This is a genomic window from Paenirhodobacter sp. CAU 1674, assembly GCF_029222945.1.
GTDB lineage: Bacteria > Pseudomonadota > Alphaproteobacteria > Rhodobacterales > Rhodobacteraceae > Rhodobacter.
In genome coordinates, this window is record NZ_JARHUH010000005.1 from 1 (window position 1) to 25,866 (window position 25,866).

At 66.1% G+C, this 25,866-nt stretch carries 22 protein-coding genes; 12 read left to right on the forward strand and 10 right to left on the reverse strand.

Annotated features, from left to right (window positions below):
• Positions 1-171: 171 nt before the first annotated feature.
• The 3 genes from P2G62_RS08195 (at position 172) to P2G62_RS08205 (ending at position 1,437) form a co-directional block, all read left to right on the forward strand.
• Positions 172-489 (forward strand): hypothetical protein, encoded by a 318-nt coding sequence (locus P2G62_RS08195; RefSeq protein ID WP_275734399.1) that lies wholly within the window; start codon positions 172-174, stop codon positions 487-489.
• Between the two features lie 125 nt (positions 490-614).
• Complete coding sequence (locus P2G62_RS08200; protein ID WP_275734400.1) at positions 615-800, forward strand: CTP synthetase; 186 nt, start codon at positions 615-617, stop codon at positions 798-800.
• Between the two features lie 145 nt (positions 801-945).
• Complete coding sequence (locus P2G62_RS08205) at positions 946-1,437, forward strand: cytochrome b/b6 domain-containing protein (protein ID WP_275734401.1); 492 nt, start codon at positions 946-948, stop codon at positions 1,435-1,437.
• Positions 1,438-1,481: 44 nt separating this feature from the next.
• Here P2G62_RS08205 and P2G62_RS08210 read toward each other — a convergent pair whose 3' ends face one another.
• Positions 1,482-2,249: an alpha/beta fold hydrolase gene (locus tag P2G62_RS08210; protein ID WP_275734402.1), complete on the reverse strand. Its 768-nt coding sequence runs from the start codon at positions 2,247-2,249 to the stop codon at positions 1,482-1,484.
• A 101-nt stretch (positions 2,250-2,350) separates the two neighbouring features.
• Between P2G62_RS08210 and P2G62_RS08215 the strand changes: the two genes are divergently transcribed.
• Positions 2,351-2,722, forward strand: coding sequence for a hypothetical protein (locus tag P2G62_RS08215; RefSeq protein WP_275734403.1), 372 nt, complete (start codon positions 2,351-2,353; stop codon positions 2,720-2,722).
• Between the two features lie 48 nt (positions 2,723-2,770).
• Here the strand turns inward: P2G62_RS08215 and glyA are convergent, their stop codons facing one another.
• Positions 2,771-4,063, reverse strand: coding sequence for a serine hydroxymethyltransferase (gene glyA / locus P2G62_RS08220; RefSeq protein WP_275734404.1), 1,293 nt, complete (start codon positions 4,061-4,063; stop codon positions 2,771-2,773).
• Between the two features lie 168 nt (positions 4,064-4,231).
• Here glyA and P2G62_RS08225 point away from each other — a divergent pair, with 168 nt between their 5' ends.
• The gene (locus P2G62_RS08225) at positions 4,232-4,993 is read left to right on the forward strand and encodes an NAD kinase (protein WP_275734405.1); all 762 of its coding nucleotides are present in this window, start codon (positions 4,232-4,234) and stop codon (positions 4,991-4,993) included.
• A 4-nt stretch (positions 4,994-4,997) separates the two neighbouring features.
• On the opposite strand, the gene P2G62_RS08230 is transcribed toward P2G62_RS08225, so the two are convergent.
• The 4 genes from P2G62_RS08230 to P2G62_RS08245 all read right to left on the reverse strand — a co-directional run bounded on the left by P2G62_RS08230 (position 4,998) and on the right by P2G62_RS08245 (position 12,503).
• Positions 4,998-6,389 carry a sigma-54 dependent transcriptional regulator gene (locus tag P2G62_RS08230; protein ID WP_275734406.1) on the reverse strand — a complete coding sequence of 464 codons (1,392 nt, stop codon included), beginning with the start codon at positions 6,387-6,389 and terminating at the stop codon, positions 4,998-5,000.
• Positions 6,386-7,843, reverse strand: coding sequence for an ATP-binding protein (locus tag P2G62_RS08235; RefSeq protein WP_275734407.1), 1,458 nt, complete (start codon positions 7,841-7,843; stop codon positions 6,386-6,388). The genes P2G62_RS08230 and P2G62_RS08235 overlap by 4 nt, the downstream gene beginning before the upstream one ends.
• 227 nt (positions 7,844-8,070) lie before the next feature.
• Positions 8,071-9,963, reverse strand: a complete 1,893-nt coding sequence (locus tag P2G62_RS08240; protein WP_275734408.1) for a propionyl-CoA synthetase — start codon at positions 9,961-9,963, stop codon at positions 8,071-8,073.
• A gap of 260 nt (positions 9,964-10,223) precedes the next feature.
• A complete protein-coding gene (locus tag P2G62_RS08245; RefSeq protein ID WP_275734409.1) occupies positions 10,224-12,503 on the reverse strand; it encodes an NADP-dependent malic enzyme in 2,280 nt (759 codons plus the stop codon).
• Positions 12,504-12,685: 182 nt separating this feature from the next.
• Here P2G62_RS08245 and P2G62_RS08250 point away from each other — a divergent pair, with 182 nt between their 5' ends.
• The 5 genes from P2G62_RS08250 to P2G62_RS08270 all read left to right on the forward strand — a co-directional run bounded on the left by P2G62_RS08250 (position 12,686) and on the right by P2G62_RS08270 (position 17,773).
• Positions 12,686-13,078 (forward strand): cytidine deaminase, encoded by a 393-nt coding sequence (locus P2G62_RS08250; protein WP_275734410.1) that lies wholly within the window; start codon positions 12,686-12,688, stop codon positions 13,076-13,078.
• On the forward strand, positions 13,078-14,400 hold the full coding sequence (locus P2G62_RS08255) for a thymidine phosphorylase (protein WP_275734668.1): 1,323 nt from the start codon (positions 13,078-13,080) through the stop codon (positions 14,398-14,400). The genes P2G62_RS08250 and P2G62_RS08255 overlap by 1 nt, the downstream gene beginning before the upstream one ends.
• A complete protein-coding gene (locus P2G62_RS08260) occupies positions 14,397-15,641 on the forward strand; it encodes a phosphopentomutase (protein WP_275734411.1) in 1,245 nt (414 codons plus the stop codon). Before P2G62_RS08255 ends, P2G62_RS08260 begins: the two co-directional genes overlap by 4 nt.
• On the forward strand, positions 15,638-16,270 hold the full coding sequence (upp, locus tag P2G62_RS08265; protein ID WP_275734412.1) for a uracil phosphoribosyltransferase: 633 nt from the start codon (positions 15,638-15,640) through the stop codon (positions 16,268-16,270). The genes P2G62_RS08260 and upp overlap by 4 nt, the downstream gene beginning before the upstream one ends.
• A 66-nt stretch (positions 16,271-16,336) precedes the next feature.
• The gene (locus tag P2G62_RS08270; RefSeq protein ID WP_275734413.1) at positions 16,337-17,773 is read left to right on the forward strand and encodes an SPOR domain-containing protein; all 1,437 of its coding nucleotides are present in this window, start codon (positions 16,337-16,339) and stop codon (positions 17,771-17,773) included.
• Positions 17,774-17,833: 60 nt separating this feature from the next.
• Here the strand turns inward: P2G62_RS08270 and P2G62_RS08275 are convergent, their stop codons facing one another.
• Together P2G62_RS08275 and P2G62_RS08280 are read right to left on the reverse strand one after the other, a co-directional pair.
• Entirely contained in the window at positions 17,834-18,850 is a 1,017-nt protein-coding gene (locus tag P2G62_RS08275) for a hypothetical protein (protein ID WP_275734414.1), read from the reverse strand.
• Positions 18,851-19,002: 152 nt separating this feature from the next.
• Entirely contained in the window at positions 19,003-20,628 is a 1,626-nt protein-coding gene (locus P2G62_RS08280; RefSeq protein WP_275734415.1) for an AMP-binding protein, read from the reverse strand.
• A gap of 124 nt (positions 20,629-20,752) precedes the next feature.
• Here P2G62_RS08280 and P2G62_RS08285 point away from each other — a divergent pair, with 124 nt between their 5' ends.
• Together P2G62_RS08285 and P2G62_RS08290 are read left to right on the forward strand one after the other, a co-directional pair.
• Positions 20,753-21,658, forward strand: coding sequence for a DMT family transporter (locus tag P2G62_RS08285; protein WP_275734416.1), 906 nt, complete (start codon positions 20,753-20,755; stop codon positions 21,656-21,658).
• A 9-nt stretch (positions 21,659-21,667) separates the two neighbouring features.
• Entirely contained in the window at positions 21,668-22,315 is a 648-nt protein-coding gene (locus P2G62_RS08290) for a sulfotransferase family 2 domain-containing protein (RefSeq protein ID WP_275734417.1), read from the forward strand.
• Between the two features lie 137 nt (positions 22,316-22,452).
• Here the strand turns inward: P2G62_RS08290 and P2G62_RS08295 are convergent, their stop codons facing one another.
• On the reverse strand, positions 22,453-24,639 hold the full coding sequence (locus tag P2G62_RS08295) for a 3-hydroxyacyl-CoA dehydrogenase NAD-binding domain-containing protein (protein ID WP_275734418.1): 2,187 nt from the start codon (positions 24,637-24,639) through the stop codon (positions 22,453-22,455).
• 11 nt (positions 24,640-24,650) lie between these two features.
• Complete coding sequence (locus P2G62_RS08300; RefSeq protein WP_275734419.1) at positions 24,651-25,862, reverse strand: acetyl-CoA C-acetyltransferase; 1,212 nt, start codon at positions 25,860-25,862, stop codon at positions 24,651-24,653.
• Positions 25,863-25,866: the final 4 nt, after the last annotated feature.

The window sequence follows — 25,866 nt, forward strand, 5'->3', positions numbered from 1 at the left end:
TGATCCGTCCAGATCCAGCAGTCTGCGCGACCGCAGGTGCCGCTTGCGGCAGAAAATCCTTGTCTAGCGATCGGATACAGGCGATCTTCACCTCAAACGACACGCCACCTGGGGAATGCAGGTCTTAACCTTATTCGCCGATCCTGCCCTCGGGTTTTACGCGAGGGGGCGATGCGTCTGTGGGTCTGTCTGGGTGTTCTGGCGCTGAGTTCCTGCGGGGCCTCGCCTGCGCCGCAGTTTTTCGGCGCCGAACGGCACGAGGTCACGCTGGACGGTTATCGCTTCGTGGTCTTCCACAAGGGAAATGACGCCGAGGTTGTTCGCCTTGGCTATCTGACGCGGGCCGAACGTGATCCGGTTCCGGCACTGATGGTGCAGGCGGTCGAACTGACCACCGGCTGCATTGTGCGCGGCCCTGCGCTGGGGCGCGAACGCTCCCCCGCGCTGCCCGGCGATACCGGCGAGGCGCGCTTTCGTCTGAAATGCTGAACGGGCGGGTCACGGCTGCGACAGCCTGCCGCGCCCGCGGGGCTGCGCAGATGACTCAGATCAAAGATCGCCTGTCTGAAAAATGATTCATGAATACATGAAACGCGTCCCAGATGGAGACACTCATGTTCCGCCTTTTCGGCATTATTTATGCGCTCGCCGGTCCGACCCTTGCAGGGATCATCATCACTGCGGCCCTGACCATGAACAAGTTTGACACTATGTCGATGATCTATTCGGCGGCGGCAGGTTTCTTGGTGGCGATTCCGGTCGCCTGGATCGTGGCCAAGCAGATCAACGAAAACGCCTGATAAGGCAGGGCCTGTGTGCCATGGCGGGCGGGCTGCGGCTTACCGTCATGGCTGTGATGATCGGGGGTCATGGAATGCCGTATTGCGGCCTTTCATGGCCTGTGCAACCTGAGGGAACGAGGTTTTTCTCTTCCATGAGGTCGTCATGCCCACTGCCCAAGGTTATTCCCGTCTGCATATCGCGCTGCACTGGCTTGTTGTCGCGCTGATCGTGCCGCAATTTCTGTTCAATGAAACCATCGCCGAGGCCTTCGATGCCACGCTGGAGGGTCGCGTGGCCGATCCTGGCGTGCTGGGGCCGCTCCATGTGCTGTGCGGGATGGCGATTGCGATTGCCGTTGTGTGGCGCATCGGGCTGCGCGTCAAAAATGGCGTTCCGGCGGCGCCCGCGGCGGAATCCGCCGTGCAGAAGATGATCGCCACGGGCACGCATCTGGGGCTCTATCTGGTGCTGTTGCTGACGGCGGCCTCGGGTTCGGTCGCGTGGTTCGGCGGGGTCGAAACCGCGGGCGATGTCCACGAGGCGATGACCACCGTGCTGCTGATCCTGGTCGGCCTGCATGTCGTGGGCGCGCTGTATCAGCAGTTTGTGTTGAAAACCAACATCATGGATCGGATGCGCACGCCGCGCGTCTGAGGGTCGGACAGACAAAAAAGCCCCGGATCGTGCCGGGGCTTTTTTCAGGCGATGAAATCCGCCACCGCCGCTTCGAATTCGCGCGGCCGTTCGGCATGCAGCCAGTGGCCTGCGCCCTCGATCGGGTGGAATTCGGCGTTCGGAAATTTCTGGAAGATCGCCGGGCGATATTCGGGCGTCACATAATCGGACTGCATGCCATAGACGAACAGCGCAGGCCCGGTAAAGCGGCCCGGCGGCGCGGGCCAGTCCAGCACATCGCCCAGATGCGCGTCGAGCACGTCGAGGTTGAGCTTCCAGCGCGGCGGGTCGGCCTTGAGGTCCAGCGATTGCAGCAGGAAGGCGCGCACCTGTTCCGAGTCAATATCCCGCGCCAGCCGCCGGTCGGCTTCGGAGCGCAGGGTAAGGTTGGACAGATCCATGCGCTGCATCGCACCGATGAAGCTGGCGTGGGAATGGCCGTGGTCATAGGCGACGGGCGCCATGTCGGCCACCACCAGACGGCGCACCAGATCGGGGCGGGTCAGCGCCAGCACCATTGCCGCCTTGCCGCCCATCGAATGACCCAGCACATCGGCCCGCCCGCCATGCGCCTCGATCACGCGGGCAAGATCGGCCGCCATGTCGGCATAGCTGTGGGTCTCGGTCCAGGGGCTGTCGCCATGGTTGCGCTGATCGACGGCGACCACTTCGCGGTCGGTGGACAGGCGGCGGGCGATCACGCCCCAGTTCCGCGCCGAGCCGAACAGCCCGTGCACGATCAGAAGCGGCGGTTGCTCGGTCGGCGAGCCATAGATTTGTGTGTTCAGCATGGCGCATAGATAGCGCGCGTGCGCGCCGCTTTCCAGTGGCTTTGGGCGTGGTTGCACCAGGTTCGGGCGCCCGCTAGGTTGCGACGACAGGAGTGCCCAGGATGAACCCGACCACCGTGCATCAGATGACAGAACGTGTTTCGCAACTGCTGTTGCAGCGGTTGGGCGCCAGGGGGCACACGCTGCAGGCCCGCTTGCAAAGCCGGTCGCGGGCATTGCCACGCCGGGTGCGTCGGGCGGCAGAGGTGCTGATCCGGGCCGAGGCGATGGCGGCATCGCCGAAAATGATCCGTCAGGTCGATATGGAAGAGATTTCCAACGCCTATGATCTGTGCCTGCACTATCTGCAACCGCTGGGCGCGGGCGCACGGTTGCGCGGCATGGTGCTGAGCATCACGGCATCGGCGCTTTTCGCGCTGCTGGTGACGGCCGGGGCGGTAACGGCGGTGCTGGCCTGGCGCGGGCTAATTTAGCAAAAGGGCCCCGCGAGGGGGCCCTTTCAATCCGATCTCGGTTGAAGATCACAGATTCGGATAGAGCGGGAAGCGCGCGCACAGGGCGGCGACTTCGGCGCGGACCTCGGCCTCGACGGCGTCGTTGTCATCCTCGCCATTGGCCGCAAGCCCGTCGACGACCTTGACGATCATCCGCGCGATCTGGCGGAATTCCTCTTCCTTGAAGCCGCGGGTGGTGCCGGCGGGCGTGCCCAGACGGATGCCCGAGGTCACGGTCGGCTTTTCCGGGTCGAAGGGGATGCCGTTCTTGTTGCAGGTGATGTGCGCGCGGCCCAGGGCCTTGTCGGTGGCGTTGCCCTTCACGCCTTTCGGGCGCAGGTCGACCAGCATGACATGGGTGTCGGTGCCGCCGGTGACGATGTCCAGACCGCCCTTCATCAGCTCGTCCGCCAGCGCCTGTGCGTTCGCGATGACCTGCTTGGCATAGACCTTGAATTCGGGGCGCAGCGCCTCGCCGAAGGCCACGGCTTTCGCGGCGATGACATGCATCAGCGGCCCGCCCTGGATGCCCGGGAAGATGGCCGAGTTCACCTTCTTGGCGATCTCTTCGTTGTTGGTCAGGATCATCCCGCCGCGCGGCCCGCGCAGGGTCTTGTGCGTGGTGGTGGTCGCCACGTCGGCATAGGGGAAGGGCGAGGGATGCGCGCCACCCGCGACCAGACCGGCGAAATGGGCCATGTCGACCATCAGGTAGGCGCCAACCTCATCCGCGATCTCGCGGAACTTGGCAAAGTCGATCTGACGCGGAATTGCCGAACCGCCGGCGATGATCAGCTTGGGCTGATGTTCGCGGGCCAGCGCGCGCACCTCGTCATAGTCGATCCGGCTGTCTTGCTTGCGAACGCCATACTGGATGGCGTTGAACCATTTGCCCGACTGGTTGGGCGCCGCGCCATGGGTCAGGTGACCGCCCGAGGCAAGGTTCATCCCCAGAATGGTGTCGCCCGGTTTCACCAGCGCCTGGAACACGCCCTGGTTGGCCTGCGAGCCCGAGTTCGGCTGCACGTTGGCAAATTCACAGCCGAACAGCTGTTTCGCGCGCTCGATGGCCAGGTTCTCGGCCACGTCCACGAACTGGCAGCCGCCGTAATAGCGCTTGCCCGGGTAGCCTTCGGCATATTTGTTGGTCATCACCGAGCCCTGCGCCTCCATCACGGCGGCAGAGACGATGTTCTCCGAGGCGATCAGCTCGATCTCGTCGCGCTGGCGGCCAAGCTCGTTCTGGATCGAGCCAAAGAGTTCCGGGTCACGGGTGGCAAGGCGTTCGGTGAAAAAGCCTTCGTCGCGTTGGGCGGTCATGGGCGTCTCCTCAATGGGTCATCGCCGCCCGTTTATCGCAGAAGTTCGCACGCCGGAAGCGCTCAAAACGACCAAAAGGCAATTTGGCGCGGCACAATGGGGCGGCGATTGGTGCTTGTGTTTCCTATCGGCGCTTGCCACACCTTTGGGGAAACCAAGGGTGCGGGCGTGAACAAACCGAACCATATCCATTTCGCGGCCTCTGGAAGCGAGATCGCACAAGAGGCGCAGGCCGATCTGATCGCGCGTTACGGGCAGGTTCCGCGCTATGCGGCCGACGTGATCGTGGCGCTCGGGGGCGACGGCTTCATGTTGCAGTGCCTGCACGAAGGCACCGGCTTGCCGGTCTATGGCATGAACCGCGGCACCGTCGGCTTCCTGATGAACGACTATTCGCCCGACGACCTGCCCGCGCGGCTGGCCGCCGCCGAAGAGGCGCTGATCAACCCGCTGGCAATGCGGGCGAAAACCGCCGACGGGCGGCTGCACGAGGCGCTGGCGATCAACGAGGTGGCGCTGCTGCGCGCCGGTCCGCAGGCCGCCAAGCTGCGGATCTCCGTCAATGGCACGGTCCGCATGCCCGAATTGCTGTGCGACGGGGTGATCCTGTCGACGCCGGCGGGTTCGACCGCCTACAACTATTCGGCGCACGGGCCGATCCTGCCGATCGGCTCGGATGTGCTGGCGCTGACGGGCATTGCCAGTTTCCGGCCGCGGCGCTGGCAAGGCGCAATCCTGCCGCGCAGTGCGGTGGTGCGCTTCGACGTTTTGGAGGACGAGAAACGCCCGGTGATGGCCGATGCCGACAGTCGCTCGGTCAAGCCGGTGCTCTGGGTCGAGATCCGGTCCGAACCTTCGGTGACGCATCGTATCCTGTTCGATCCCGGCCACGGCCTGGAGGAACGGCTGATGCGCGAGCAGTTCGCCTGAGGGCTCAGGCGTCTTTCCAGCCTTCGATCTTGCGATAAAGGGTCGAGGGGGCAACGCCCAGTTCGCGCGCGGCCCGCGGCACCGAGCCGCCCTGACGCGCCAGCGAATCCTCGATCACGATCCGCTCGATGTCCGCCAGCGTGCGCCCGGCCAGGGCCTGCAGGCCAGGGCCGGGCTGTTCGGCGGGCATTTCGGCGCTGGCCACCTGCGACAGGTCGGGCGGCAGCATGGTTTCGCTCAGCTCGGTTCCGTCATGCATCACGATGGCCGAACGCAGCACGTTCATCAGCTGACGCACGTTGCCCGGCCAGTCCTGCGCGCGCAACACGGCTTCGGCCTGCGGGCTGATCGCGCGAAAGCTGCGCGCCTCGAGTATGGCGTAATGGCGCAGCGCGGCATGGGCGAGGGCGGGGATATCCTCGCGCCGGGCACGCAACGGCGGCATGTGGATCGGCACGACATGCAGGCGGTAATACAGATCCTCGCGCAGCCGCCCTTCGCGCACGGCCTGCAAGGGCGGCAGGCTCGAGGCGCTGATGATGCGGACATTGACCTTGCGCGGTTCGGCGGCACCCAGCGGACGGATCTGCGCCGTTTGCAGAAAGCGCAGCAATTTCGTTTGCAGCCCGGGATCGAGCCCGCCGATTTCATCCAGAAACAGCGTGCCGCCATCCGCCAGCAGCGCGGCGCCCGGCTTGTCGGTAACCGCCCCGGGGAAAGAGCCGCGCAAATGGCCGAACACCTCGGATTCCAGCCGGTCGGACGGGATCGCCCCGCAGTCGAGCGTGATGAACGGCGCACTGGCGCGCGGTGACAGCGCGTGGATCGACTGCGCGCACATTTCCTTGCCGGTGCCGCTTTCGCCGGTGATGAAGACCGGCGCCATCGAACGCGCGGCCGAGCGGATGCGGGTATAGACCGTCTGCATCGGTTCGGAATCGCCGATGAAATCGCCCATCGGGTGGCGGGTTTCTGCGGCGTCGGGCGGCAGGGCCCGCTGGGCCGAGTGGCGGGCATTCTCGATCGCGGCCATCAGCCGCGCCTCGTTCACCGGCTTGACCAGAAAATCCTGCGCCCCCGCCCGCATCGCCGCCACCGCCCGGTCGATCGAGCGATCGGCGGTGATGGCCACGATTGCCGTGCCCGGGCGCAGCGCCAGCATGTCGGTCAGCAGCTCGATCCCGTCGCGGTCGGGCAGCATCAGATCCAGCAGCACCACCGAGGCGCCATATTCGCCAAACAGCGCCAGCCCCTCGGCAGCGGTCGCGGCCGACAGCACCGTCTGCCCGAGGCCGCGCAGATGCGCCTCGTAGATCGCCCGCAGGCTCGACGTGTCCTCGACCAGCAGGATGTCGGGCGCCGGGCCTGGATCTGGACGCGGGATCGGGCCGGTCATGCGCGGCCATCCCTGCGGCTGGCCACCTCATTGGTGGCGAAATGGATCATCCGGTCCACTTGTGCCAGCACCGCCCGGCCTAGGATTTCGGTGTCATGGCGATTGTGGCCATGCGCCGCCTGATTGAGGGCCTCGGCCTGTTTTTGCAGCCGCTCGGCCCCAAGCGCGCCCGAGATTGCGATCAACACATGGGTGTCGGCGCAGATCGTGTCGAAGTCGGGTTTCGACAGGGCGGTGACCAGACCGCGTTCGATCCGGGCCAGATCCGCGATCAGTCGCGACAGCAGTTCCAGCGCGCCATCACGCCCCGAAACCTCCATCAGCCGATTGAACAGCGCTTCATTCATTTCGACTGCGTCGCGGGGGGCGGGCGTCAGCTCCGCGTCCGTTCCCTGAGCCGTCCGGGCCCGGGCGCGGGTGATCGCGTTGCCCAGCGGCTCGATCCCGACCAGTGGCTTGGCCACGATGGAATCGGCCCCCGCCGCATGGATTGCCTCGCGGTTGGCGCGCAGCACATAGGCGGTGCAGGCGACAATGGGCAGATCCGCCTGAGGGGCCGCGCCGGCGCGCAGCAGGCGCACCAGTTCCAGCCCGGACATGCGCGGCATCTCAATGTCGATGATCGCCAGATCGAAGGGGCGGTGCTGTAACAGCGTCAGCGCCTCGCGGCCATCGGCGGCCAGATCGAAGGTTGCGCCCATCGCCGTCAGCATATGACCGATGACCGCCTGATTGATTTCGCTGTCTTCGGCGACCAGCACATGCTGCCCGTTCAGATCGGGCAGAGGCTGGGCATGCGGCAGGTCGTTGGGAACCGGCCGCCGCACCGGCAGCGCCAAGGTCACACGGGCGCCCCCCTCGGGAAGATTGTCGACGGCGACGGTGCCGCCCAGCCGGGCCGTCATGTCCTTGGCGATGAACATGCCCAGCCCCTGACCGGGTTTGTCGGCCCCGGTGTGGCGGGCGCCGGGCTGGAACAGGCGCTCCAGCACCTCGGGGGCGAAGCCCGGGCCGTCATCGGTCACGGTGACGCGCATCTCGTCGCAACTGTCGAGTGTGACGGAAATCCGCACCGCGCCAGCGTCGGTGTATTTGATCGCATTCGAGATGATATTGGCCAGCACCCGCTCCAGCGCGATCCGATCCAGCACCAGAACCGGCGGCACATCGGGGGACAGGGCGATCTGCAGATCCAGCGCCTTTTCCTGCGCCCGCGGTGTCCAGCGCATTTCCAGATCGTACAGCAGTCGCGCCACCGGCACCGGAGTGCCTTCGCCCGCGCCGGTTTGCTCGGCAACCAGCAGCAGCCCCTCTTCCAGCAGCCGGGCCATCACCTCGCCCGCGGCGCGGACGCGTTCGAACTGCAGGCGGGAATGATCGTCCAGCGCGCCGGGCGCAACCAGCCGCAGCCCGCCGAGAATATCGGAAACGGCGGCGCGAAGATCATGGCCCAAAAGCGAAATACGGGCGCGGAGCGCTTGATCTTCAGAGGCGCCCGTAAGGGGATCTGACGGCTGTATAGTTTTGTTCATGATGAAACCTTTGCCGGATCATCCCGGCTGTGCGGTTCCATTGCAAGCTGTGCGTGACAAATGCCGCGCATTTTACCCGAATGCACAATAACGTTGGGGAACTGGCCGGGGCGGAGGCCGAAAACGGTTTCCGCCCCGGGGCACTGGTGTCAGGCGGCCGGGAAGCCCAGCGTTTTCAGGGCCGCGGTGATCTCGTCAAGAATCGCGGGATCGTCGATCGTGGCGGGCATCTTGAACGGTTTGCCATCGGCGATGGCGACCATCGTGCCGCGCAGGATCTTGCCCGAGCGGGTCTTGGGCAGGCGGTCCACGACGCAGGCCAGCTTGAACGCCGCGACCGGGCCGATCTGGTCGCGCACCAGTTTCACGCATTCCTTGACGATTTCGGCCTCGGGGCGGGTGCAGCCCTTGTTGAGGCACAGGAAGCCCAGCGGTTGCTGGCCTTTCAGATCGTCGGCGATCCCGATCACCGCGCATTCGGCCACGTCGGGATGGCTGGCCAGAACCTCTTCCATCGCGCCGGTCGACAGGCGGTGGCCGGCGACGTTGATCACGTCATCGGTGCGCGCCATGATGTAGACATAGCCGTCTTCATCCATGTAGCCCGCATCGCCGGTTTCATAATAGCCGGGGAAGTGCTCCAGATAGCTTTTCTTGAAGCGCGCCTCGGCGTTCCACAGCGTCGGCAGCGTGCCGGGCGGCAGCGGCAGCTTGATCGCGATGGCGCCGAGCGTGCCCGGCTCGACCGGGTGGCCGCCTTCGTCCAGCACCTGCACGTCATAGCCCGGCATCGGCACCGTGGGCGAGCCGATCTTGGTCGGCAGTTCCTCGATCCCGATCGGGTTGGCAGCGATGGCCCAGCCCGTTTCGGTCTGCCACCAGTGGTCGACCACCGGCACGCCCAGATGTTCCTGCGCCCATTTCACGGTGTCGGGGTCGGCACGCTCGCCGGCCAGGAACAGCGCCTGCAGATCGTGCAGCTTGTAGCGCTTGATCCATTCGCCCGTCGGGTCCTCGCGCTTGATCGCGCGCAGCGCGGTGGGGGCGGTGAAGAACGACTTGATGCGGTGGTTCTGGATGATGCGCCAGAACACGCCCGGGTGCGGCGTGCCCACGGGCTTGCCCTCGAACACCACGGTCGTGGCACCGGCGATCAACGGCCCATAGCAGATATAGCTGTGGCCCACGACCCAACCCACGTCGGACGCGGCCCAGAACCGATCGCCCGCCTCGATGTTGTAGATCGCCTTCATCGTCCAGCTGAGCGCGACCAGATGGCCGCCGGTGTGGCGCACCACGCCCTTCGGCTGCCCGGTGGTGCCCGAGGTGTAAAGGATATAGGCCGGGTGGTTGCCCTCGACCGGCACGCATTCAGCCGGTTTCACGCCATACTGGAAGCCATGCCAGCTGAAATCGCGACCCTCGACCAGTTTCGCGACCTCTTGTTCGCGCTGGAAGATGACGCAGAATTCCGGTTTGTGGCTGGCCTGCTCGATGGCGGCGTCCAGCAGCGGCTTGTAATGCACCACACGGTTGGGTTCCAACCCGCAAGACGCCGCGATGATCGCCTTGGGCGTGCAGTCGTCGATCCGCACGGCCAGTTCGTGCGCGGCAAAGCCGCCGAACACGACCGAATGTACCGCGCCCAGACGCGCGCAGGCCAGCATCGCCTCCAGCGCCTCGGGGATCATCGGCATGTAGATGATGACGCGGTCACCCTTTTCGACGCCCCGCATCCGCAGCGCGCCGGCCAAACTGGCCACGCGGGTCTGCAGTTCCTTGTAGGTAATGCCCTTGGTCGAATGGGTGATCGGGCTTTCGTGCATGATGGCGATCTGATCGCCGCGCCCGGCCTCGACATGGCGGTCGACGGCGTTCCAGCAGGTGTTGACCATGCCGTCCGAGAACCATTCGTAGAGGGGGGCGTTATCGTCGAACAGCGCCTTCGAGGGCTGTTTGTTCCAGTCGATCGCCTCGGCCGCCTGCATCCAGAACCCGTTCGGATCCGATTTCCAGGCCTCGTAAACCTCTTTGTATGCCATAGCATGCCTCCTCCAAGCTTGAACGCTTGTTAGGAAGCCTGAAAGATTCCCGCAAGATTGTTACCGCCCACAGAGACATTTTGGCACAAACTATTTGCAGAAAGACGTGTCGGAGATGCGCAAACTTTTGCAAATCCCTCGCAATTATACAGTATGCGGACCTTCGCGCCGGGGTTTGCAAATTTTTTGCCATTTGCAGGGTTGCAAGGGGTGTGTCCCTCGCAGCCCCGTCATATCCGCTCTGCGCCGTGGGGCAGGGCTCAGCCGTAATGCGCCACCGGCGTGCCCGCGATGGCGGACATGTTCAGCAGTCCGCGCGCGGTGATCGAGGGCGTGACGACATGCGCCTTGTTGCCCATGCCCATCAGGATCGGCCCGACCTCAAGCCCGCCGGCCTTCATCTTGAGGATGTTGCGCACCCCCGAGGCCGCGTCGTTATTGGCAAAGACCAGCACATTCGCGGTGCCCTCGAACCGCGCATCGGGCAGCAGCCGTTCACGCGTCGCCTGATCGAGCGCGGCATCGACATGCATCTCGCCCTCGAACGCGAAATCGACTTCGCGGCGTTCCAGCAGCTGCATCGCCGTGCGCATCCGCCGCCCAGAGTCGGTATCGAGGTTGCCGAACTGCGAATGGCTGCACAGCGCCACCTTCGGCACCAGCCCGAAGCGGCGCACATGCCGCGCGGCGCCGATCACGGTTTCCATGATCTGTTCGGGCGTGGGTTCGGGGTGCACATGGGTGTCGGCGATGAACAGCGGCCCGTCTTCCAGGATCATCAGCGACAGCGCGCCGACCGGATGCAGCCCGCCGCGCGCCAACACCTGACGGACGTAGTTCAGGTGCCACAGATACTGCCCGAAGGTGCCGCAGATCAGGCTGTCGGCTTCGTCGCGGTGCACCATGATCGCGCCGATGGCGGTGGTATTGGTGCGCATGATCGCGCGCGCCAGATCCGGCGTCACGCCGCGCCGCGCCATCAGCCGGTGATAGGTTTCCCAGTAATCGCGATAGCGCGGGTCGTTTTCGGGGTTCACGATCTCGAAGTCCTTGCCCGGACGGATCGGCAGGCCGGCCCGTTCGCAGCGCATCTCGATCACCTCGGGGCGGCCGATCAGGATCGGGCGGTCGGTGGTTTCCTCGATCATGCCGTTGGCGGCGCGCAGCACGCGTTCGTTCTCGCCCTCGGCAAAGACGATGCGGCGCGTCGCGGTGGCGGCGGCCTCGAACACCGGACGCATCAGCAGCGCCGATTTGAACACCGAACCGTCGAGCTGGCGCTTGTAGGCGTCCAGATCGGTGATCGGGCGGGTGGCGACGCCGGTCGCCATCGCCGCCTTGGCCACGGCCTTGGCGACCGTGCCGATCAGCCGCGGGTCGAACGGTTTCGGGATCAGATACTCGGGGCCGAAGGTCAGCTTCTCGCCGCGATAGGCGGCGGCGGCCTCGGCGCTTGTGGTGGCGCGGGCAAGCGCCGCGATCCCCTCGATGCAGGCGATCTGCATTTCGTCGTTGATCGTCGTGGCCCCCACATCCAGCGCTGCGCGGAAGATGAAGGGGAAGCACAGCACGTTGTTGACCTGATTGGGGAAATCGCTGCGCCCGGTGGCGATGATCGCATCCGGCGCGACGGATCGCACCGCGTCGGGCAGGATTTCCGGCGTCGGGTTAGCCAACGCGAACACGATCGGGCGCGGGGTCATTTTTGCCACCATGTCCGGTGTCAGAACCCCGGGGCCCGACAGGCCCAGGAACATATCCGCGCCGCCGATCACCTCGTCCAGCGTGCGCTTGTCAGATGCCTGCGCATAGGCGGCCTTCTGCGGGTTCATGTCGATCTCGCGGCCCTGATAGACCAGGCCGTGCACGTCGCACAGCCAGACATTCTCGCGTTTCACGCCCAGTTTCAGCAGCATGTTCAGGCAGGCGATCCCTGCAGCGCCGCCGCCGGTCGAGACGATCTTGATATCCTCGAAGCTCTTGCCGGCGATGCGCAGCGCGTTGGTGGCCGCCGCGCCCACCACGATTGCGGTGCCGTGCTGGTCGTCGTGGAAGACCGGAATGTTCATCCGTTCGCGGCAGATCTTTTCCACGATGAAGCAGTCGGGGGCCTTGATGTCCTCAAGGTTGATCGCGCCGAAGCTGGGCTCCATCGCGCAGACGATCTCGGCCAGTTTGACCGGGTCGGGTTCGTTCAGCTCCAGATCGAAACAGTCGATATTGGCGAATTTCTTGAACAGGACGGCCTTGCCTTCCATCACCGGCTTTGACGCCAGCGGGCCGATGTTGCCCAGCCCCAGCACCGCAGTGCCGTTGGTCACAACCGCCACCAGGTTGCCGCGCGCGGTGTAGCGGGCGGCATCGGCCGGGTTGGCCTTGATTTCCAGGCAGGCCTCGGCCACGCCGGGGCTGTAGGCACGGCTCAGGTCGCGCCCGTTGGCCAGCGGCTTGGTGGCGCGGATCTCCAGCTTTCCGGGCTTGGGGAATTCGTGATAATCCAGCGCCGGGTGGCGCGCGGTGTCGTGCCGTGGCTCTTCCATAAGATCCTCCCTGAAACTGGTTTAGCTTTAAACTAATTGTTTTGCGGTTGGAATAGGCTGGTCGCGCACGGATCGCAACAGCAGGTTGCGGTGGGCGCATGGCCGCGCTTGCATCGGGCGCGCGCCCGGCGCAGGATCGGGAAAACTGAACGGTTGGACAAATCAGGCAGGAGGCCGGGGTCATGTCGCTTCTGGAAGCTGCACGCGCGGTGCGCGAAAATGCTTATGCGCCCTATTCGAAATTCAAGGTCGGCGCGGCGGTGCGCGGCAAGTCCGGGCAGATTTATCAGGGTGTGAACGTGGAAAACGTGGCCTATCCCGAAGGCACCTGCGCCGAGGCCGGGGCGATTGCGGCGATGGTTGCGGCGGGCGAGACCGAGCTGATCGAGGTTGCGGTGATCGCCGACAGCCCGACGCCGGTGCCGCCCTGCGGGGGCTGCCGGCAGAAGTTGGCGGAATTCGGCCGCGCCGAGGTTCCGGTGACACTCGCCACGACCGAGGGCGCGCGGCTGGACACCACGATCGGCGATCTGTTGCCGGGGCGGTTTGACGCCAGCCACATGGACAAATGCTGATGGATGCCCGCACGATCATCGCTGGGGTGCGCGACGGCAAGGGGCTGGCGCCCGAGGCCGCGCAATGGTTCGCGCGCGGGTTGGCCGATGCCTCGGTGTCGGATGCGCAGGCCGGGGCCTTTGCAATGGCGGTGCTGTTGAAGGGCATCGGCCCCGACGGGCGCGTGGCACTGACGCAGGCGATGCGCGATTCCGGCTCGGTGATCGCGTGGGATCTGCCGGGGCCCGTGGTCGACAAGCATTCGACCGGCGGCATCGGGGATAGTGTGTCGCTGTTGCTGGCGCCCGCGCTTGCGGCCTGCGGGGTCTATGTGCCGATGATTTCGGGGCGGGGCCTTGGCCATACCGGCGGCACGCTGGACAAGATGGAGTCGATCCCGGGCTATCGCGCCCTGCCGGGGATCGAGAAGCTGCGCGCCGTGGTGGCCGAGGTCGGCTGCGCCATCGTCGGCGCCACGGAAGAGATCGCGCCTGCCGACAAGCGGCTTTACGGTATCCGCGACATTTCCGGCACGGTCGAAAGCATCGACCTGATCACCGCCTCGATCCTGTCCAAGAAGCTGGCGGCGGGGCTGGATGCGCTGGTTCTGGATGTCAAGGTCGGCTCCGGCGCCTTCATGAAGGATATGGCGGATGCGCGTGCGCTGGCGCGCTCACTGGTGGAAACCGCCAATGGCGCGGGCTGCCGCACCAGCGCGCTGATCACCGACATGAGCCAGAGCCTGGGGCATTCGGCGGGCAATGCGCTTGAGGTGCTGGAGGTGATGGAGACCCTGACTGGTGCATCTGTGAACGAGGCCTTGTGGGATGTGACCGCGGCCCTGGGCGGCGAGGCGCTGTTGCTGGCGGGCCAGGCGGACGACATGGATGCCGGGGCCGCGATGATCGACACCGCGCTGGAAACCGGACGCGCGGCGGAATGTTTCGGGCGGATGGTCGCGGCCCTGGGCGGGCCTGTGGATTTCGTCGAACGCTTCCCCGACCGGCTGCCCTCGGCCCCGGTGTTTCGCATGGTGCCCAGCCCGCGCGCGGGCTATGTCGCCAGCGTCAATGCGCATGCTCTGGGCGATGCGGTGGTGCATCTGGGCGGCGGGCGGCTGGTGGGCAGCGACCGGATCAACCCGTCGGTCGGGTTGTCCGGTCTGGCGGTGATCGGCGAGGAAATGGCCGCGGGCGAGCCGCTGGCGATGGTCCATGCCAGTTCCGACGCCAAGGCAGAGGCGGCGGTGGCGGCGGTGCTGGCCGCCTATACATTGAGCGAGGCGATGCCCGACGAGCCCGCACTGATCCACGAACGGATCGGGCCGGAGGATGTGAAATGAGCCGGGCGTTCCTGATCGTGATGGACAGCGTGGGCATCGGCGGCGCGCCCGATGCCGCGCGCTTCTTCAACGAGGGCCGCCCCGATACGGGCGCAAATACCGTGGGCCATATCGCCGAGGCCTGCGCGGCGGGGCGTGCCGACATCGGGCGCGCGGGCCCGCTGCGCTTGCCGCATCTGGATGCGCTGGGGCTGGGGGCGGCGGTCGAGCTGGCCTCGGGCCTGCGCGCGCCGGGGCTGGGGGCGGTGCCCCGCGGGCTCTGGGGGGCGGCGACCGAGGTGTCGAACGGCAAGGACACGCCCTCGGGGCATTGGGAACTGGCGGGCGTGCCGGTGCCGTGGGACTGGCATTATTTCACCGACACGGAAAACAGCTTTCCGCCCGATCTGCTGGCGGCGGTGGCGCAGGCGGCGGGGACCGCGGGCACGCTGGGCAATTGTCATGCCTCGGGCACGCAGATCATCGCGGATCTGGGGGCCGAGCATATCCGCACCGGTTGGCCGATCTGCTACACCTCGGCCGACAGCGTGTTCCAGATCGCCGCGCATGAGGAAAGCTTCGGCCTTGGCCGCCTGTTGCAGCTGTGCCGCGACGTGGCGCCGATCCTGCATGACATGCGCGTGGGCCGGGTCATCGCGCGGCCCTTCACCGGGCGCCCGGGCGCCTTTACCCGCACCCCGAACCGGCGCGATTTCGCCATCGAACCGCCGGCGCCCACCTTGCTGGACTGGGTGCAGGGCGCGGGCCGGGTGACCCATGCCATCGGCAAGATCGGCGACATCTTCAGCCATCGCGGCGTCAGCCATCTGCACAAGGGCAAGGGCGATGCGGATCTGATGGAGCATCTGCTGCGCCTGGCCGACGAGGCCGAAGAAGGCAGCCTGACCTTCGCCAATTTCGTCGAATTCGACAGCCTTTACGGCCACCGGCGCGACATTGCGGGCTATGCCCGCGCGCTGGAATGGTTCGACGCCGGGGTCGGGCGCTTCCTGGGCCGGTTGCGGCCCGGTGACCTGGCGATCTTCACCGCCGACCATGGCAACGATCCCAGCTGGAGCGGCACCGACCACACCCGAGAACGGGTACCGGTGCTGGGCTGGGGTGTGGGCGTGCGCGCGGTGGGGCAGGTGGGTTTCACCGATCTGGGGGCCTCGGTCGCGGCCCATCTGGGGGTGCCGGCCCAGGGGCCCGGACGCAGTTTTCTGACAGAACAAGACACGAAGAACAGGGACATACCATGACAGAGCATCTGACCGTCGTCACCCACCCGCTGGTGCAGCACAAGCTGACCCTGATGCGCGAGAAGGATACCTCGACTGCCTCGTTCCGGCAGCTTTTGCGCGAAATCAGTCTGCTGCTGGCCTATGAGGTCACCCGCGGGCTGGAGCTGACCACCAAGCGGATCGAGACCCCGCTGGAGCCGATGGACGCCCCGATCCTGGAGGGCAAGAAACTGGCGCTGGTGTCGATCCTGCGGGCGGGCAACGGTTTGCTTGATGGTATTCTGGAACTGGTTCCGGCCGCGCGTGTGGGGTTCATCGGCCTGTATCGCGACCCGGAAACGCTGAAACCCGTGCAATATTACTGCAAGGTGCCGGGCGAGCTGGAAGACCGGATGGTGATTGTGGTCGACCCGATGCTGGCCACCGGCAACAGTTCGGCCGCGGCGATTGATCTGCTGAAGGAAAAGGGCGCCAAAAATATCCGGTTCCTGTGTCTGCTGGCCGCGCCCGAAGGGGTTGCGCGGATGCGCGAGGCCCATCCCGATGTGCCGATCGTGACAGCGGCTGTGGACAAATGCCTCAATGACCATGGATATATTGTCCCCGGCCTAGGGGATGCGGGCGACCGGATGTTCGGCACAAAATAGGCCGTTTCTCCTTTACTCAGCGACAATATTGCTGCATTTTTGCCTATAGGTGACAAGGGGGCAATAATGCGGTTGGGTCGGGTTCTTTCGTCTGCATTGCTGATGGCTGTGATGGGCGCGACCGGGGCTTGGGCCGAGTTGAGCATCAACGGGCCTGCCGATGTGCCGCCCGCCTCGTTCACGGGGCGCCAATACGTCGACAGCGCGGGCTGCGTGTTTGTGCGCGCGGGCTATGGCGATGCGGTGCGTTGGGTGCCGCGTGTGACCCGCGATCGCAAGCAACTGTGCGGCTACAAACCGACGCTGGCGCCTGGGGCGCCAGTGCTGGACGTGGCGCGGAGCGCCCCTGCCGCGCCCGCAAAACCTGCGGTCAAGCCTGTCGCCGCCAAGCCCGTCACTGTCGCGGCCGCCCCCGTGGCCGCGCCGCGCCCGGCTGTGACCACGCCCTTTGCGCCAACGCCGGGTGTCGGGCGCCCGATGGCCACGATCGCCTCGACCACGACACCGCCGCGGATCGGTCTGGCGGCGGCCCGTCCTGTGGCGCCGATGCCGCCCGTTCCGGCCGCGCCGCCGGTGGCCGCTGTGCCCGCGCCGACGGCGCCTGTGGGGCGTTATGTTTCGCCTTATGCGCTGGACGGGGCGCCCGCGCCGGTGGTGCACAGCCCGGCGCCGGTTGCCGTGGCTGCGGCCCCTGTGATGATCGTGCGGGTCGAAACGGTGGCGGGGGGCGTGACCGTCTGCCCGAACCTTTCGCCGGTGGCGCAACGCTACATGTTGTCGGATGGGCGCCGCGTGGTGCGCTGTGGTCCGCAGACGGATGACCCTGCGGGTTTCATCAACAGTGCGGGGCTTCCCGGGCTGCGGGTGGCTGGCGCGCCGGTGCCTGCGGTGGCGCCGCGTGCGATGCCGATGGCTGCCCCGGCACCGGTCGGGATGACGCCGCAGCAGGCCTATGCCGCCACCAGCCCCTATGCGGTCCCGCAAAAGGTCTATGTCCGCAATCCGGCCACGGGGACGACCACGCTGACCCCGGTGACCGTGTCGACGAAATCGCCGACCGGGGCCTACAGGCCCGCGTTCGAGGACGGGCGGTTGAACCCCTATCGCGGTCCGCGGGGGGCGATGGGCGATGCGATGCAGGGCCAGATCTGGACCAATCAGGTGCCCGCGCGGCTGGTCGCGGCGCAAACCTCCGCGCCTCAGGGGCAGCAGGTTCTGGCACAGGCCCGGGTGTCGAGCAAATCCCTGCCGCACATCAAGGCAAGCGCGCCGACCTCTGTTCCGCAGGCCGCAGGCGCGCGTTTCGTGCAGGTCGGAAGCTTCGGTGTGCCCGCCAATGCCGAAGGCGCCAAGGCGCGGTTGCGGGCGCTCGGTCTGCCGGTCTCGACCGGGCGGGCGGGCAAGCTCGTGGTGGTCTATGCCGGGCCGCTGCGCGGTGCGGATGCGCCCGCTGCGCTGGCCCGCGCGCGGGCCGCAGGCTTTGGCGACGCGATCCTGCGCTGAGGACTCATTCCCGGCGCAGTCCAGAACAGCGGCCGCACGGCCGCTGTTTTCACATGGGGCTTAGCCGCCGCAGATTTCCTGCAACGCGATCCATTGCGCATCTTCCAGCACCGGGCGGGGTGCGGGGGCCCCTTTGAACGGATCGGCCTCGATCAGGCTCAGCACGCTTTCGCCGCTCGGGTCGCGCGAATAGGCATAGGGCGTGGCGCTGACACCCGCGGCGGCGAAGGCGGCCAGCAGCGGTTCCGTCGCGGGGGTCTCGGGCGGATGATCCAGCAGTTCCTTGCCATACCCTTTCAGCGCGCCGGGCGGCAGATCGCCGGTGGTCAGCAGCTTGAAGGCCGCGCCCATGCCCGCCCAGTGCAGCAGCGCCAGCAGCGGGTCCCGATCGGCCGAGGCCAGCTCTGCCGCGATGATATGACCTGCGGCCACCTCGGGCGTGTCGGGCGCCTCGACCATGTCGCGGCCGATCACCGCGATCCGGCCGGGCAGGCGGCGTGCGCCGCTCAGCGCCTGCGGCAGCACGGCAATTTCTTCCGGGCCCGACAGACGTTCGGCCAGCGCGTCCAGCGCCTTGCTGCCCGCGGCCGTGCGGCAGGGCGCGCCGGTCAGCGTGGCAAGTTCGGCCAGCACCTGATGGCCGATCTCGACCCGCTTTGCCGGCGGTGCGACCCGGGCCGCGTGCTCGATCAGGGCGCCGGGCAGCCAGAACAGCCCAAGCCCCACCGCCAGCGCCGCCGCCCCGCCACTGAGCCAGCCGCGCAGCCGCCCCGGATGCGGGCGGCGCGACTCCAGCACCTGATGCACCTTTTCGATCGCGTCGATGATCGTGTCGTCGTCCAGTTCCAGCTCTTCGCCGGGTTCTTCGCTGGGCGCATAGATCGCAGGCCGCTTGCCGGGGTTGCGCCGGATCATCGCCGGCAGCGACCAATGCGCCAGTGCCCGCACCGAGCGGTCATCGGCGATCACCAGCGTGGCATCGCCGAACGAGACGATGACTTCCTGCCGTTGCGCATCGGGGGTTTCGCGCCAGATGCCGGGGGCTTCGAGGCGGTCATATTGCGGGAGTGCGGTCATTCGGACCTTTGGGCTGCTCGTGTCGATGGCACGATAGGGATCGGGCGCCCCGGGGTCAATCGCGGCTCAAGCCGCGGTGCACATGGAAAGGCCGGGGGGCTGCCTGCCCTCCGGCCTTTGGGGATGTTTCCACCGGGTAGACGGCCGCCCGATCAGTCGAGCAGCTTTGCCACGGCGCGCAGTTCGAACTTCTGGATCTTGCCGGTCGATGTTTTCGGCAGATCGGCGAAAACGACGCGTTTGGGCGTCTTGAAACCTGCAAGACGTTCGCGGCAATAGGCCATGATTTCCTTGTCGGTGACCTCGGCGCCGTCTTTCAGTTCGACGAAGGCGCAGGGCACCTCGCCCCATTTCTCGTCGGGCTTGGCCACGACCGAGCACAGCGAGACGGCGGGGTGCGACGCGATCACGCCCTCGACCTCGACGGACGAGACGTTCTCGCCGCCCGAGATGATGATGTCCTTCGCGCGGTCGGTGATCTTGATGTAACCGTCGGGATGCATGAAGGCGATGTCGCCCGAGCGGAACCAGCCGCCCTCGAAGGCCTCGTTCGTGGCCTGCGGGTTCTTGAAATACCCTTTCATCACCGCATTGCCGCGCATCACGATCTCGCCCAGATGCACGCCGTCGCGGGCGACCTCATGGCCGCGGTCATGCACGGTGATGGTTTCCATCATCGGCATCAGAACCCCGGTGCGGGCCTTGATCGTGGCGCGTTCGTCGCCGGTGATGCCGTCCCATTCGGGTTTCCAGTAGCAGGTGGTGGCGGGGCCGTAGACCTCGGTCAGGCCATAGACCTGGGTCACGTTGAAGCCCAGCGGCTCGATCGCGGCCAGGGTCGCGGCGGGCGGCGGGGCGCCGGCGGTGAACACCTCGACGATGTGATCGAAGGGGCGGCGGTCGCTGTCCTTGCAGTTGATGATGGTGTTCAGCACGATCGGCGCGCCGGCGAAATGGGTCACGCCTTCGTCCGCGATCGCGTCATAGATCGCCTTGGCGGTCACGTCGCGGCAGCAGACCGTGGTGCCGCCCAGCATCGGCATCATCCAGGGGTGGGTCCAGCTGTTGCAGTGGAACAGCGGCACGATGGTCAGCAGCACCGGATACATCCGCATCTGCCACGAGATCGCATTGCCCATCGTCGCCAGATAGGCGCCGCGGTGGTGATAGACCACGCCCTTGGGCTTGCCCGTAGTGCCCGAGGTATAGTTCAGCGCGATGCTTTCCCATTCGTCCTTCGGCATGATCCAGTCGAACATCGGATCGCCCATCGCGACCAGATCCTCGTATTCCAGATAATGCCCGCCCGCCGGGAAGCCATGTTCGGGATCGGCCACCTCGATGATCTGCGGCGGCGTGCCGTGCATCTGCTTGATCGCGGCTTCGGCCAGTTTCAGGAACTGGGTGTCGACCAGCACCATCTTCGCCTCGGAATGTTCGAAGATATAGGCGACGGTGTCGACGTCGAGCCGGGTGTTGATCGCGTTCAGGATCGCGCCGCAGGCGGGCACGCCGAAATGCGCCTCAAGCTGTGGGCCGCTGTTGGGCAGGATCGCCGCCACCACATCGCCGGATTTGATGCCGCGCTGCTGCAGCGCCGAGGCCAGCTGGCTGACACGGGCGTGAAATTCGACGTAGGTCCGTTTGGTGGAGCCATAGACCATCGCGATGCGTTCGGGGAACACCTCGAGGGCGCGGTTCAGGTGCGACAGGGGCGTCAGCGGCACATAGTTCGCCGCGCATTTCTCCAGACCCGTTTCATCAGCAAGCCAACCCATCGCGTTCCTCCTCAGTCCAAATGCATATTTCGGACAACATGTCGTTTCCGGGCGCGATATTCGATCTGACACAGAGGAAAGGAAAGGGGGGGCAGGGCCCGGAAACCGAGGATTACGTTACGTCATGCTTTTCAGAAATGCCACCTTGCAGGCGGCTGCCGCGATCTGCGGCTATGCGCTCATCATCGGGTTCACCGATAATTATGTGCGGGTGATCGCGGCCGAAATCGGGTTGTGGCAGTTTCACTTGATGCGCTCGGTCATGGTTGCGGGGATACTGGCTCTGGCGGCTCCGGCGCTTGGGCTGCGGCTGATGCCGCGGCGTTGGGCCGGTGTCGTGGCGCGCTCGGGCGTGCATGGGGCGGCGATGCTGTGCTATTTCGGCAGCCTGGGGTTTCTGCCCGTCCCGCAGGTCGCCGCAGGCCTGTTCACCGCGCCGATCTTCGTGCTGCTGATCACGCGGCTGGTCTATCACGAACCGATCGGGCGCTACCGGATCGCGGCGGTGGCGCTGGGGTTTGCCGGGATCTTGCTGGTGCTGGGGCCGGGCAGCCAGGCGCCGATCGGGCCTGCGGCCCTGGTTCCGGTGCTGGGCGGTGCGCTCTATGCCCTGGGCAATGTGGCGACGCGCGCCTGGTGTGCGGGAGAAAGCGCGGTGACGCTGACGGCGGGGTTCTTTGCCGCGCTGGGGCTGTTCGGGGCGATCGGTCTGGGGCTGGCGACCTGGATCGCGCCCGAGGCGGCGCCGGGTGCTGCGGGCTTCATCCTGCGCGGGCCGGTGTCGCCCTCGGGCACGGTGGTCTTCTGGGTCTTTGTGCAGGCCTTGGGGTCACTGGTCGGGGTCGGGCTGATGGTGCGGGGGTATCAGCTGGCCGATCCCTCGCGGGTGGCGGTGTTCGAATATGTCGTGCTGCCGGCCGCGGCGCTTTGGGGTTGGCTGCTGTGGGCCGAGGTGCCGGGCCTGCGCGACTGGGCGGGGATGGCGCTGATCACTCTGGCGGGGCTTTTGATTATCTGGCGCGCCCGCTAGGCTGTCGGGATGATCGTATCGCACGGCCGCCGTTATATCTTCGTCCATATCCCGAAAACCGGCGGCACCGCGCTGGCACTGGCGCTGGAGACACGGGCGATGGCCGACGACATTCTGGTGGGCGACACCCCCAAGGCACGCCGCCGCCGCACACGGCTGAAGGGGGTGCGGACGGCTGGCAGGCTGTGGAAGCACGCCACCCTGGCCGAGGGGATCGGGCTTTATACCGAGGCCGAGGCGCGCGATTATTTCACCTTCACCCTGGTGCGGAACCCCTGGGACAGGCTGGTCAGCTATTACCACTGGCTGCGGGGGCAACGCTTTGACCACCCGGCGGTGGCCCTGGCGCAGGCGCTGGAGTTCAGCGCCTTCCTGCGCGCGCCACAGACGCAGGCCAGCATCGGTGCGGCGCCTTATGGCAGCTATCTGCGGCTGGCGGACGGGCAGGAACAGGCGCGCGCCTTCCTGCGGCTGGAACATCTGGATGAAGATGCCGCCCCGCTGGAGGCACATCTGGGCTTTCGGATCACCCCGCTGCCGCGCGCCAATGCCTCGGCCCGCGGGCGGGACTGGCGGCCCTACTACTGCGATGCCGATGCCGCGCTCGTCGGGCAGCTTTGTGCCGAGGATGTGGCGCGCTTCGGCTATGCCTTCTGAACGAAAACACGAAAAACGCCGGGCGCGGCGGCGCCCGGCGTTCTGATTTTCTTGCCTCCGGCGGGAGTATTTGAACCAAGAAGAAATGGTGTCTTCTTCTTGGTCCAAATACTCGAATTCCGACGGATGGTCCGGGATCAGGCCGCTTTCGCCGCCTGACCGCCGCCAAAGCGGGCATAGAAGCTGTCGCCCTTGGTCGCGATGTCGCGCAGCAGGGCGGGGGTCGTGAAACGGGCGCCGTGTTTTTCGGTCAGCGCATCGCAGATCTCGGTCGCGCGGGCCGCACCGATGATGTCGAGCCAGCTGAACGGGCCGCCCGACCAGGGCGCAAAGCCCCAGCCCAGAATGGCGCCGACATCGCCTTCGCGGATATCGGTCAGAACGCCATCCTCGAAGGCGCGCACCGCTTCCAGAACCTGCGCCATCAGCAGACGGTGCTGGACCTCGTGCAGCTCGGGCTGGGTTTCAGCCTCGGGGTATTGCGCCGCCAGACCCTCCCACAGCCCGCCACGCTTGCCGTTCGCATAGCTGTAGAAGCCCGCATCGGCCTTCTTGCCCATCCGGCCCTGATCGGCCATCCAGAACAGCACCTCGTCCACCGCGCCGTCGGGGTAGGCATCGCCCATCGCGGCCTTGGTCGCCTTGGCGATCTTCACGCCCAGGTCGATCGAGGTTTCATCTACCAGTTGCAGCGGCCCCAGCGGCATGCCGACCAGTTTCGCGGCATTCTCGATCAGCGTGGGGTTCACGCCCTCGGCCAGCATGCGGATGCCCTCGTTGATGTAGGGGATGATGCAGCGGTTGGCGTAGAAGAAGCGCGCGTCGTTCACCACGATCGGGGTCTTGCGGATCTGGCGCACGAAATCGAGCGCCTTGGCCACGGCCCGGTCGCCGGTCTGTTCGCCCTTGATGATTTCCACCAGCAGCATCTTGTCGACGGGCGAGAAGAAGTGGATGCCGATGAACTGTTCGGGCCGCGCACTGGCGCGGGCCAGCATCGAGATCGGCAGGGTCGAGGTGTTGGTCGCAAAGATCGCATCGGCGGGGATCACCGCCTCGGTCTTGGCGGTGACTTCGGCCTTGACCTTCGGGTCCTCGAACACCGCCTCGACGATCAGATCGCAGCCCGCGAGCGCGGCGTAATCGGTGGTGGCGGTGATGCGGGCCAGAACTTCGGCCTTCTTCTCTTCGGTCGATTTCTTGCGGCTGATCGCCTTGTCCAGAAGCGCGGTCGAATAGGATTTGCCACGATCCGCGGCCTCTTGTGCCGCGTCGATCAGCACCACCTCGATCCCCGCCATGGCCGAGACATAGGCGATGCCCGCGCCCATCATGCCCGCGCCGAGGATGCCGACCTTCTTCACCGTCTCGTCACCGACGGCCGGCCGGTTCGCGCCTTTTTCCAGCGCTTCCTTGTTGATGAAGAGCGAGCGGATCATCGCGCTTGACGACGGGTTCAGCAGCACATTGGTGAACCAGCGCGCCTCGATCTTGAGCGCCTGATCGAAGGGCACCAGCGCGCCCTCATAGACCGCCGACAGCAGCGCCTTGGCCGCCGGATAGACGCCCATCGTCTTGCCGTGCACCATCGCCGAGGCGCCGACGAAGGTCATGAAACCTGCCGGGTGATAGGGCGCGCCGCCAGGCATTTTGTAGCCCTTGGCATCCCAGGGTTTCACCAGGTCCGCATCCTTGGCATTCAGCACCCATTCCTTTGCCGCGGCCACCGGATCGTCGGCCACTTCGTCGATGATGCCTGCGGCCTTGGCCGCCTTCGGGTTCGACAGCTTGCCTTCCAGCAGGAAGGGGGCTGCGACCATCGCGCCCATCTTGCGCACAAGCCGGGTGGTGCCGCCCGCGCCCGGGAAGATGCCGACCATGATTTCGGGCAGGCCGATCTTGGCCTTTTCATTCGGTGCGGCAAAGATCCGGTGGGTCGAGAGCGGCAGTTCCAGCCCGATGCCAAGTGCGGTGCCCGGCAGGGCGGCGGCAATCGGCTTGCCGCCTTTCAGCGTCTTCGGGTCCATGCCCGCGCGTTCGATTTTGCGCAGCACGGCATGCATCTGCATCACGCCGTTGAAGATCGCCTCGGCCCCGCCTTCGCGCATCTGCGCGATGACGTTCAGATCCATCCCCCCGGCGAAGTCCTTCTTGCCCGAGGTGATGACGACGCCCTTCACGGCCTCGTCTGCCAGTGCCTTGTCGATCATTGAATCGAGCAACGCGAAGCCTTCCAGGCTCATCACGTTCATCGACTTGTTCGGAACGTCCCAGGTGATGATGGCGACGCCATCGGCGCCTACGGCATAGGTGAAATCGGTCATGTCGCCCTCCCTCAGACGCGTTCGATAATGGTGGCGGCGCCCATGCCGGACGCGATGCACAGCGTGGCCAGACCACAAGACAGGTCGCGGCGTTCCAACTCATCCAGCAGCGTGCCGATGATGATCGCCCCGGTGGCGCCCAGCGGGTGACCCATGGCGATGGCGCCGCCGTTGACGTTGACCTTGGCCGGGTCGACATCGAAGGCCTGCTGGAAGCGCAGCACGACGGCGGCGAAGGCCTCGTTCACCTCGAACAGGTCCAGATCGTTGATCGACATGCCCGAATCCTTGAGGATCTTTTCGGTCACCGGCACCGGGCCCGTCAGCATGATCGTCGGATCGGTGCCGATTTTCGCGGTGGCGCGGATGCGCGCGCGCGGCTTCAGCCCGTGGGCGATGCCGAATTCCTTGTTGCCGATCAGCACGGCGCCCGCGCCATCGACGATCCCCGAGGAGTTGCCGGCGTGGTGGATGTGATTGATCGCGGTCAGATGCGGGTATTTCAGCATCGCGACCTTGTCAAAGCCGGGCATCACCTCGCCCATGTCCTTGAAGCTGGGCTTGAGCGCGCCGAGGCTGTCAACGGTGGTGCCGGGGCGCATGAATTCGTCGCGGTCCAGAATGACGATGCCGTTCTGGTCGACCACCGGCACGATGGATTTCGCAAAGCGGTTCTCGGCCCAGGCGGCGGCGGCGCGGTTCTGGCTTTCGACGGCCAGCGCGTCAGCCATTTCGCGGGTGAAACCGTATTCGGTGGCGATGATATCGGCGGAAATGCCCTGCGGCACGAAATAGGTCTTCATCGCCAGGCTCGGGTCCACGGCGATCGCGGCACCGTCGCTGCCCATCGCCACGCGGCCCATCATCTCGACGCCGCCCGCGATATAGGCCTGACCGGCCCCGCCCTTCACCTGGTTGGCAGCGATGTTCACCGCCTCCATCCCGCTGGCGCAGAAGCGGTTGATCGCCAGCCCCGGGATCGATTCATCCAGATCCGACAGCAGCACGGCCGAGCGCGCGAGGCAGCCGCCCTGTTCGCCGACCTGGGTGACGTTGCCCCAGATCACGTCTTCGACGGCATGGCCTTCCAGACCGTTGCGGGCCTTCACCGCATTCAGCAGCCGCGCCGACAGCGCGACCGAGGTCACTTCGTGCAGGCTGCCATCGGGGCGGCCCTTGCCGCGCGGGGTGCGGCAGGCGTCATAGATATAGGCTTCGGTCATTGGT

What these genes read in the sequence shown, in the direction of transcription:
- P2G62_RS08195 (WP_275734399.1), top strand. Translation starts at nt 172, where the DNA reads ATGCGTCTGTGGGTCTGTCTGGGTGTTCTGGCGCTGAGTTCCTGCGGG.
- P2G62_RS08200 (WP_275734400.1), top strand. Translation starts at nt 615, where the DNA reads ATGTTCCGCCTTTTCGGCATTATTTATGCGCTCGCCGGTCCGACCCTT.
- P2G62_RS08205 (WP_275734401.1), top strand. Translation starts at nt 946, where the DNA reads ATGCCCACTGCCCAAGGTTATTCCCGTCTGCATATCGCGCTGCACTGG.
- P2G62_RS08210 (WP_275734402.1), bottom strand. Translation starts at nt 2,249, where the DNA reads ATGCTGAACACACAAATCTATGGCTCGCCGACCGAGCAACCGCCGCTT.
- P2G62_RS08215 (WP_275734403.1), top strand. Translation starts at nt 2,351, where the DNA reads ATGAACCCGACCACCGTGCATCAGATGACAGAACGTGTTTCGCAACTG.
- glyA (WP_275734404.1), bottom strand. Translation starts at nt 4,063, where the DNA reads ATGACCGCCCAACGCGACGAAGGCTTTTTCACCGAACGCCTTGCCACC.
- P2G62_RS08230 (WP_275734406.1), bottom strand. Translation starts at nt 6,389, where the DNA reads ATGACCGGCCCGATCCCGCGTCCAGATCCAGGCCCGGCGCCCGACATC.
- P2G62_RS08240 (WP_275734408.1), bottom strand. Translation starts at nt 9,963, where the DNA reads ATGGCATACAAAGAGGTTTACGAGGCCTGGAAATCGGATCCGAACGGG.
- P2G62_RS08245 (WP_275734409.1), bottom strand. Translation starts at nt 12,503, where the DNA reads ATGGAAGAGCCACGGCACGACACCGCGCGCCACCCGGCGCTGGATTAT.
- P2G62_RS08250 (WP_275734410.1), top strand. Translation starts at nt 12,686, where the DNA reads ATGTCGCTTCTGGAAGCTGCACGCGCGGTGCGCGAAAATGCTTATGCG.
- P2G62_RS08255 (WP_275734668.1), top strand. Translation starts at nt 13,078, where the DNA reads ATGGATGCCCGCACGATCATCGCTGGGGTGCGCGACGGCAAGGGGCTG.
- P2G62_RS08260 (WP_275734411.1), top strand. Translation starts at nt 14,397, where the DNA reads ATGAGCCGGGCGTTCCTGATCGTGATGGACAGCGTGGGCATCGGCGGC.
- upp (WP_275734412.1), top strand. Translation starts at nt 15,638, where the DNA reads ATGACAGAGCATCTGACCGTCGTCACCCACCCGCTGGTGCAGCACAAG.
- P2G62_RS08270 (WP_275734413.1), top strand. Translation starts at nt 16,337, where the DNA reads ATGCGGTTGGGTCGGGTTCTTTCGTCTGCATTGCTGATGGCTGTGATG.
- P2G62_RS08275 (WP_275734414.1), bottom strand. Translation starts at nt 18,850, where the DNA reads ATGACCGCACTCCCGCAATATGACCGCCTCGAAGCCCCCGGCATCTGG.
- P2G62_RS08280 (WP_275734415.1), bottom strand. Translation starts at nt 20,628, where the DNA reads ATGGGTTGGCTTGCTGATGAAACGGGTCTGGAGAAATGCGCGGCGAAC.
- P2G62_RS08285 (WP_275734416.1), top strand. Translation starts at nt 20,753, where the DNA reads ATGCTTTTCAGAAATGCCACCTTGCAGGCGGCTGCCGCGATCTGCGGC.
- P2G62_RS08290 (WP_275734417.1), top strand. Translation starts at nt 21,668, where the DNA reads ATGATCGTATCGCACGGCCGCCGTTATATCTTCGTCCATATCCCGAAA.
- P2G62_RS08295 (WP_275734418.1), bottom strand. Translation starts at nt 24,639, where the DNA reads ATGACCGATTTCACCTATGCCGTAGGCGCCGATGGCGTCGCCATCATC.
- P2G62_RS08300 (WP_275734419.1), bottom strand. Translation starts at nt 25,862, where the DNA reads ATGACCGAAGCCTATATCTATGACGCCTGCCGCACCCCGCGCGGCAAG.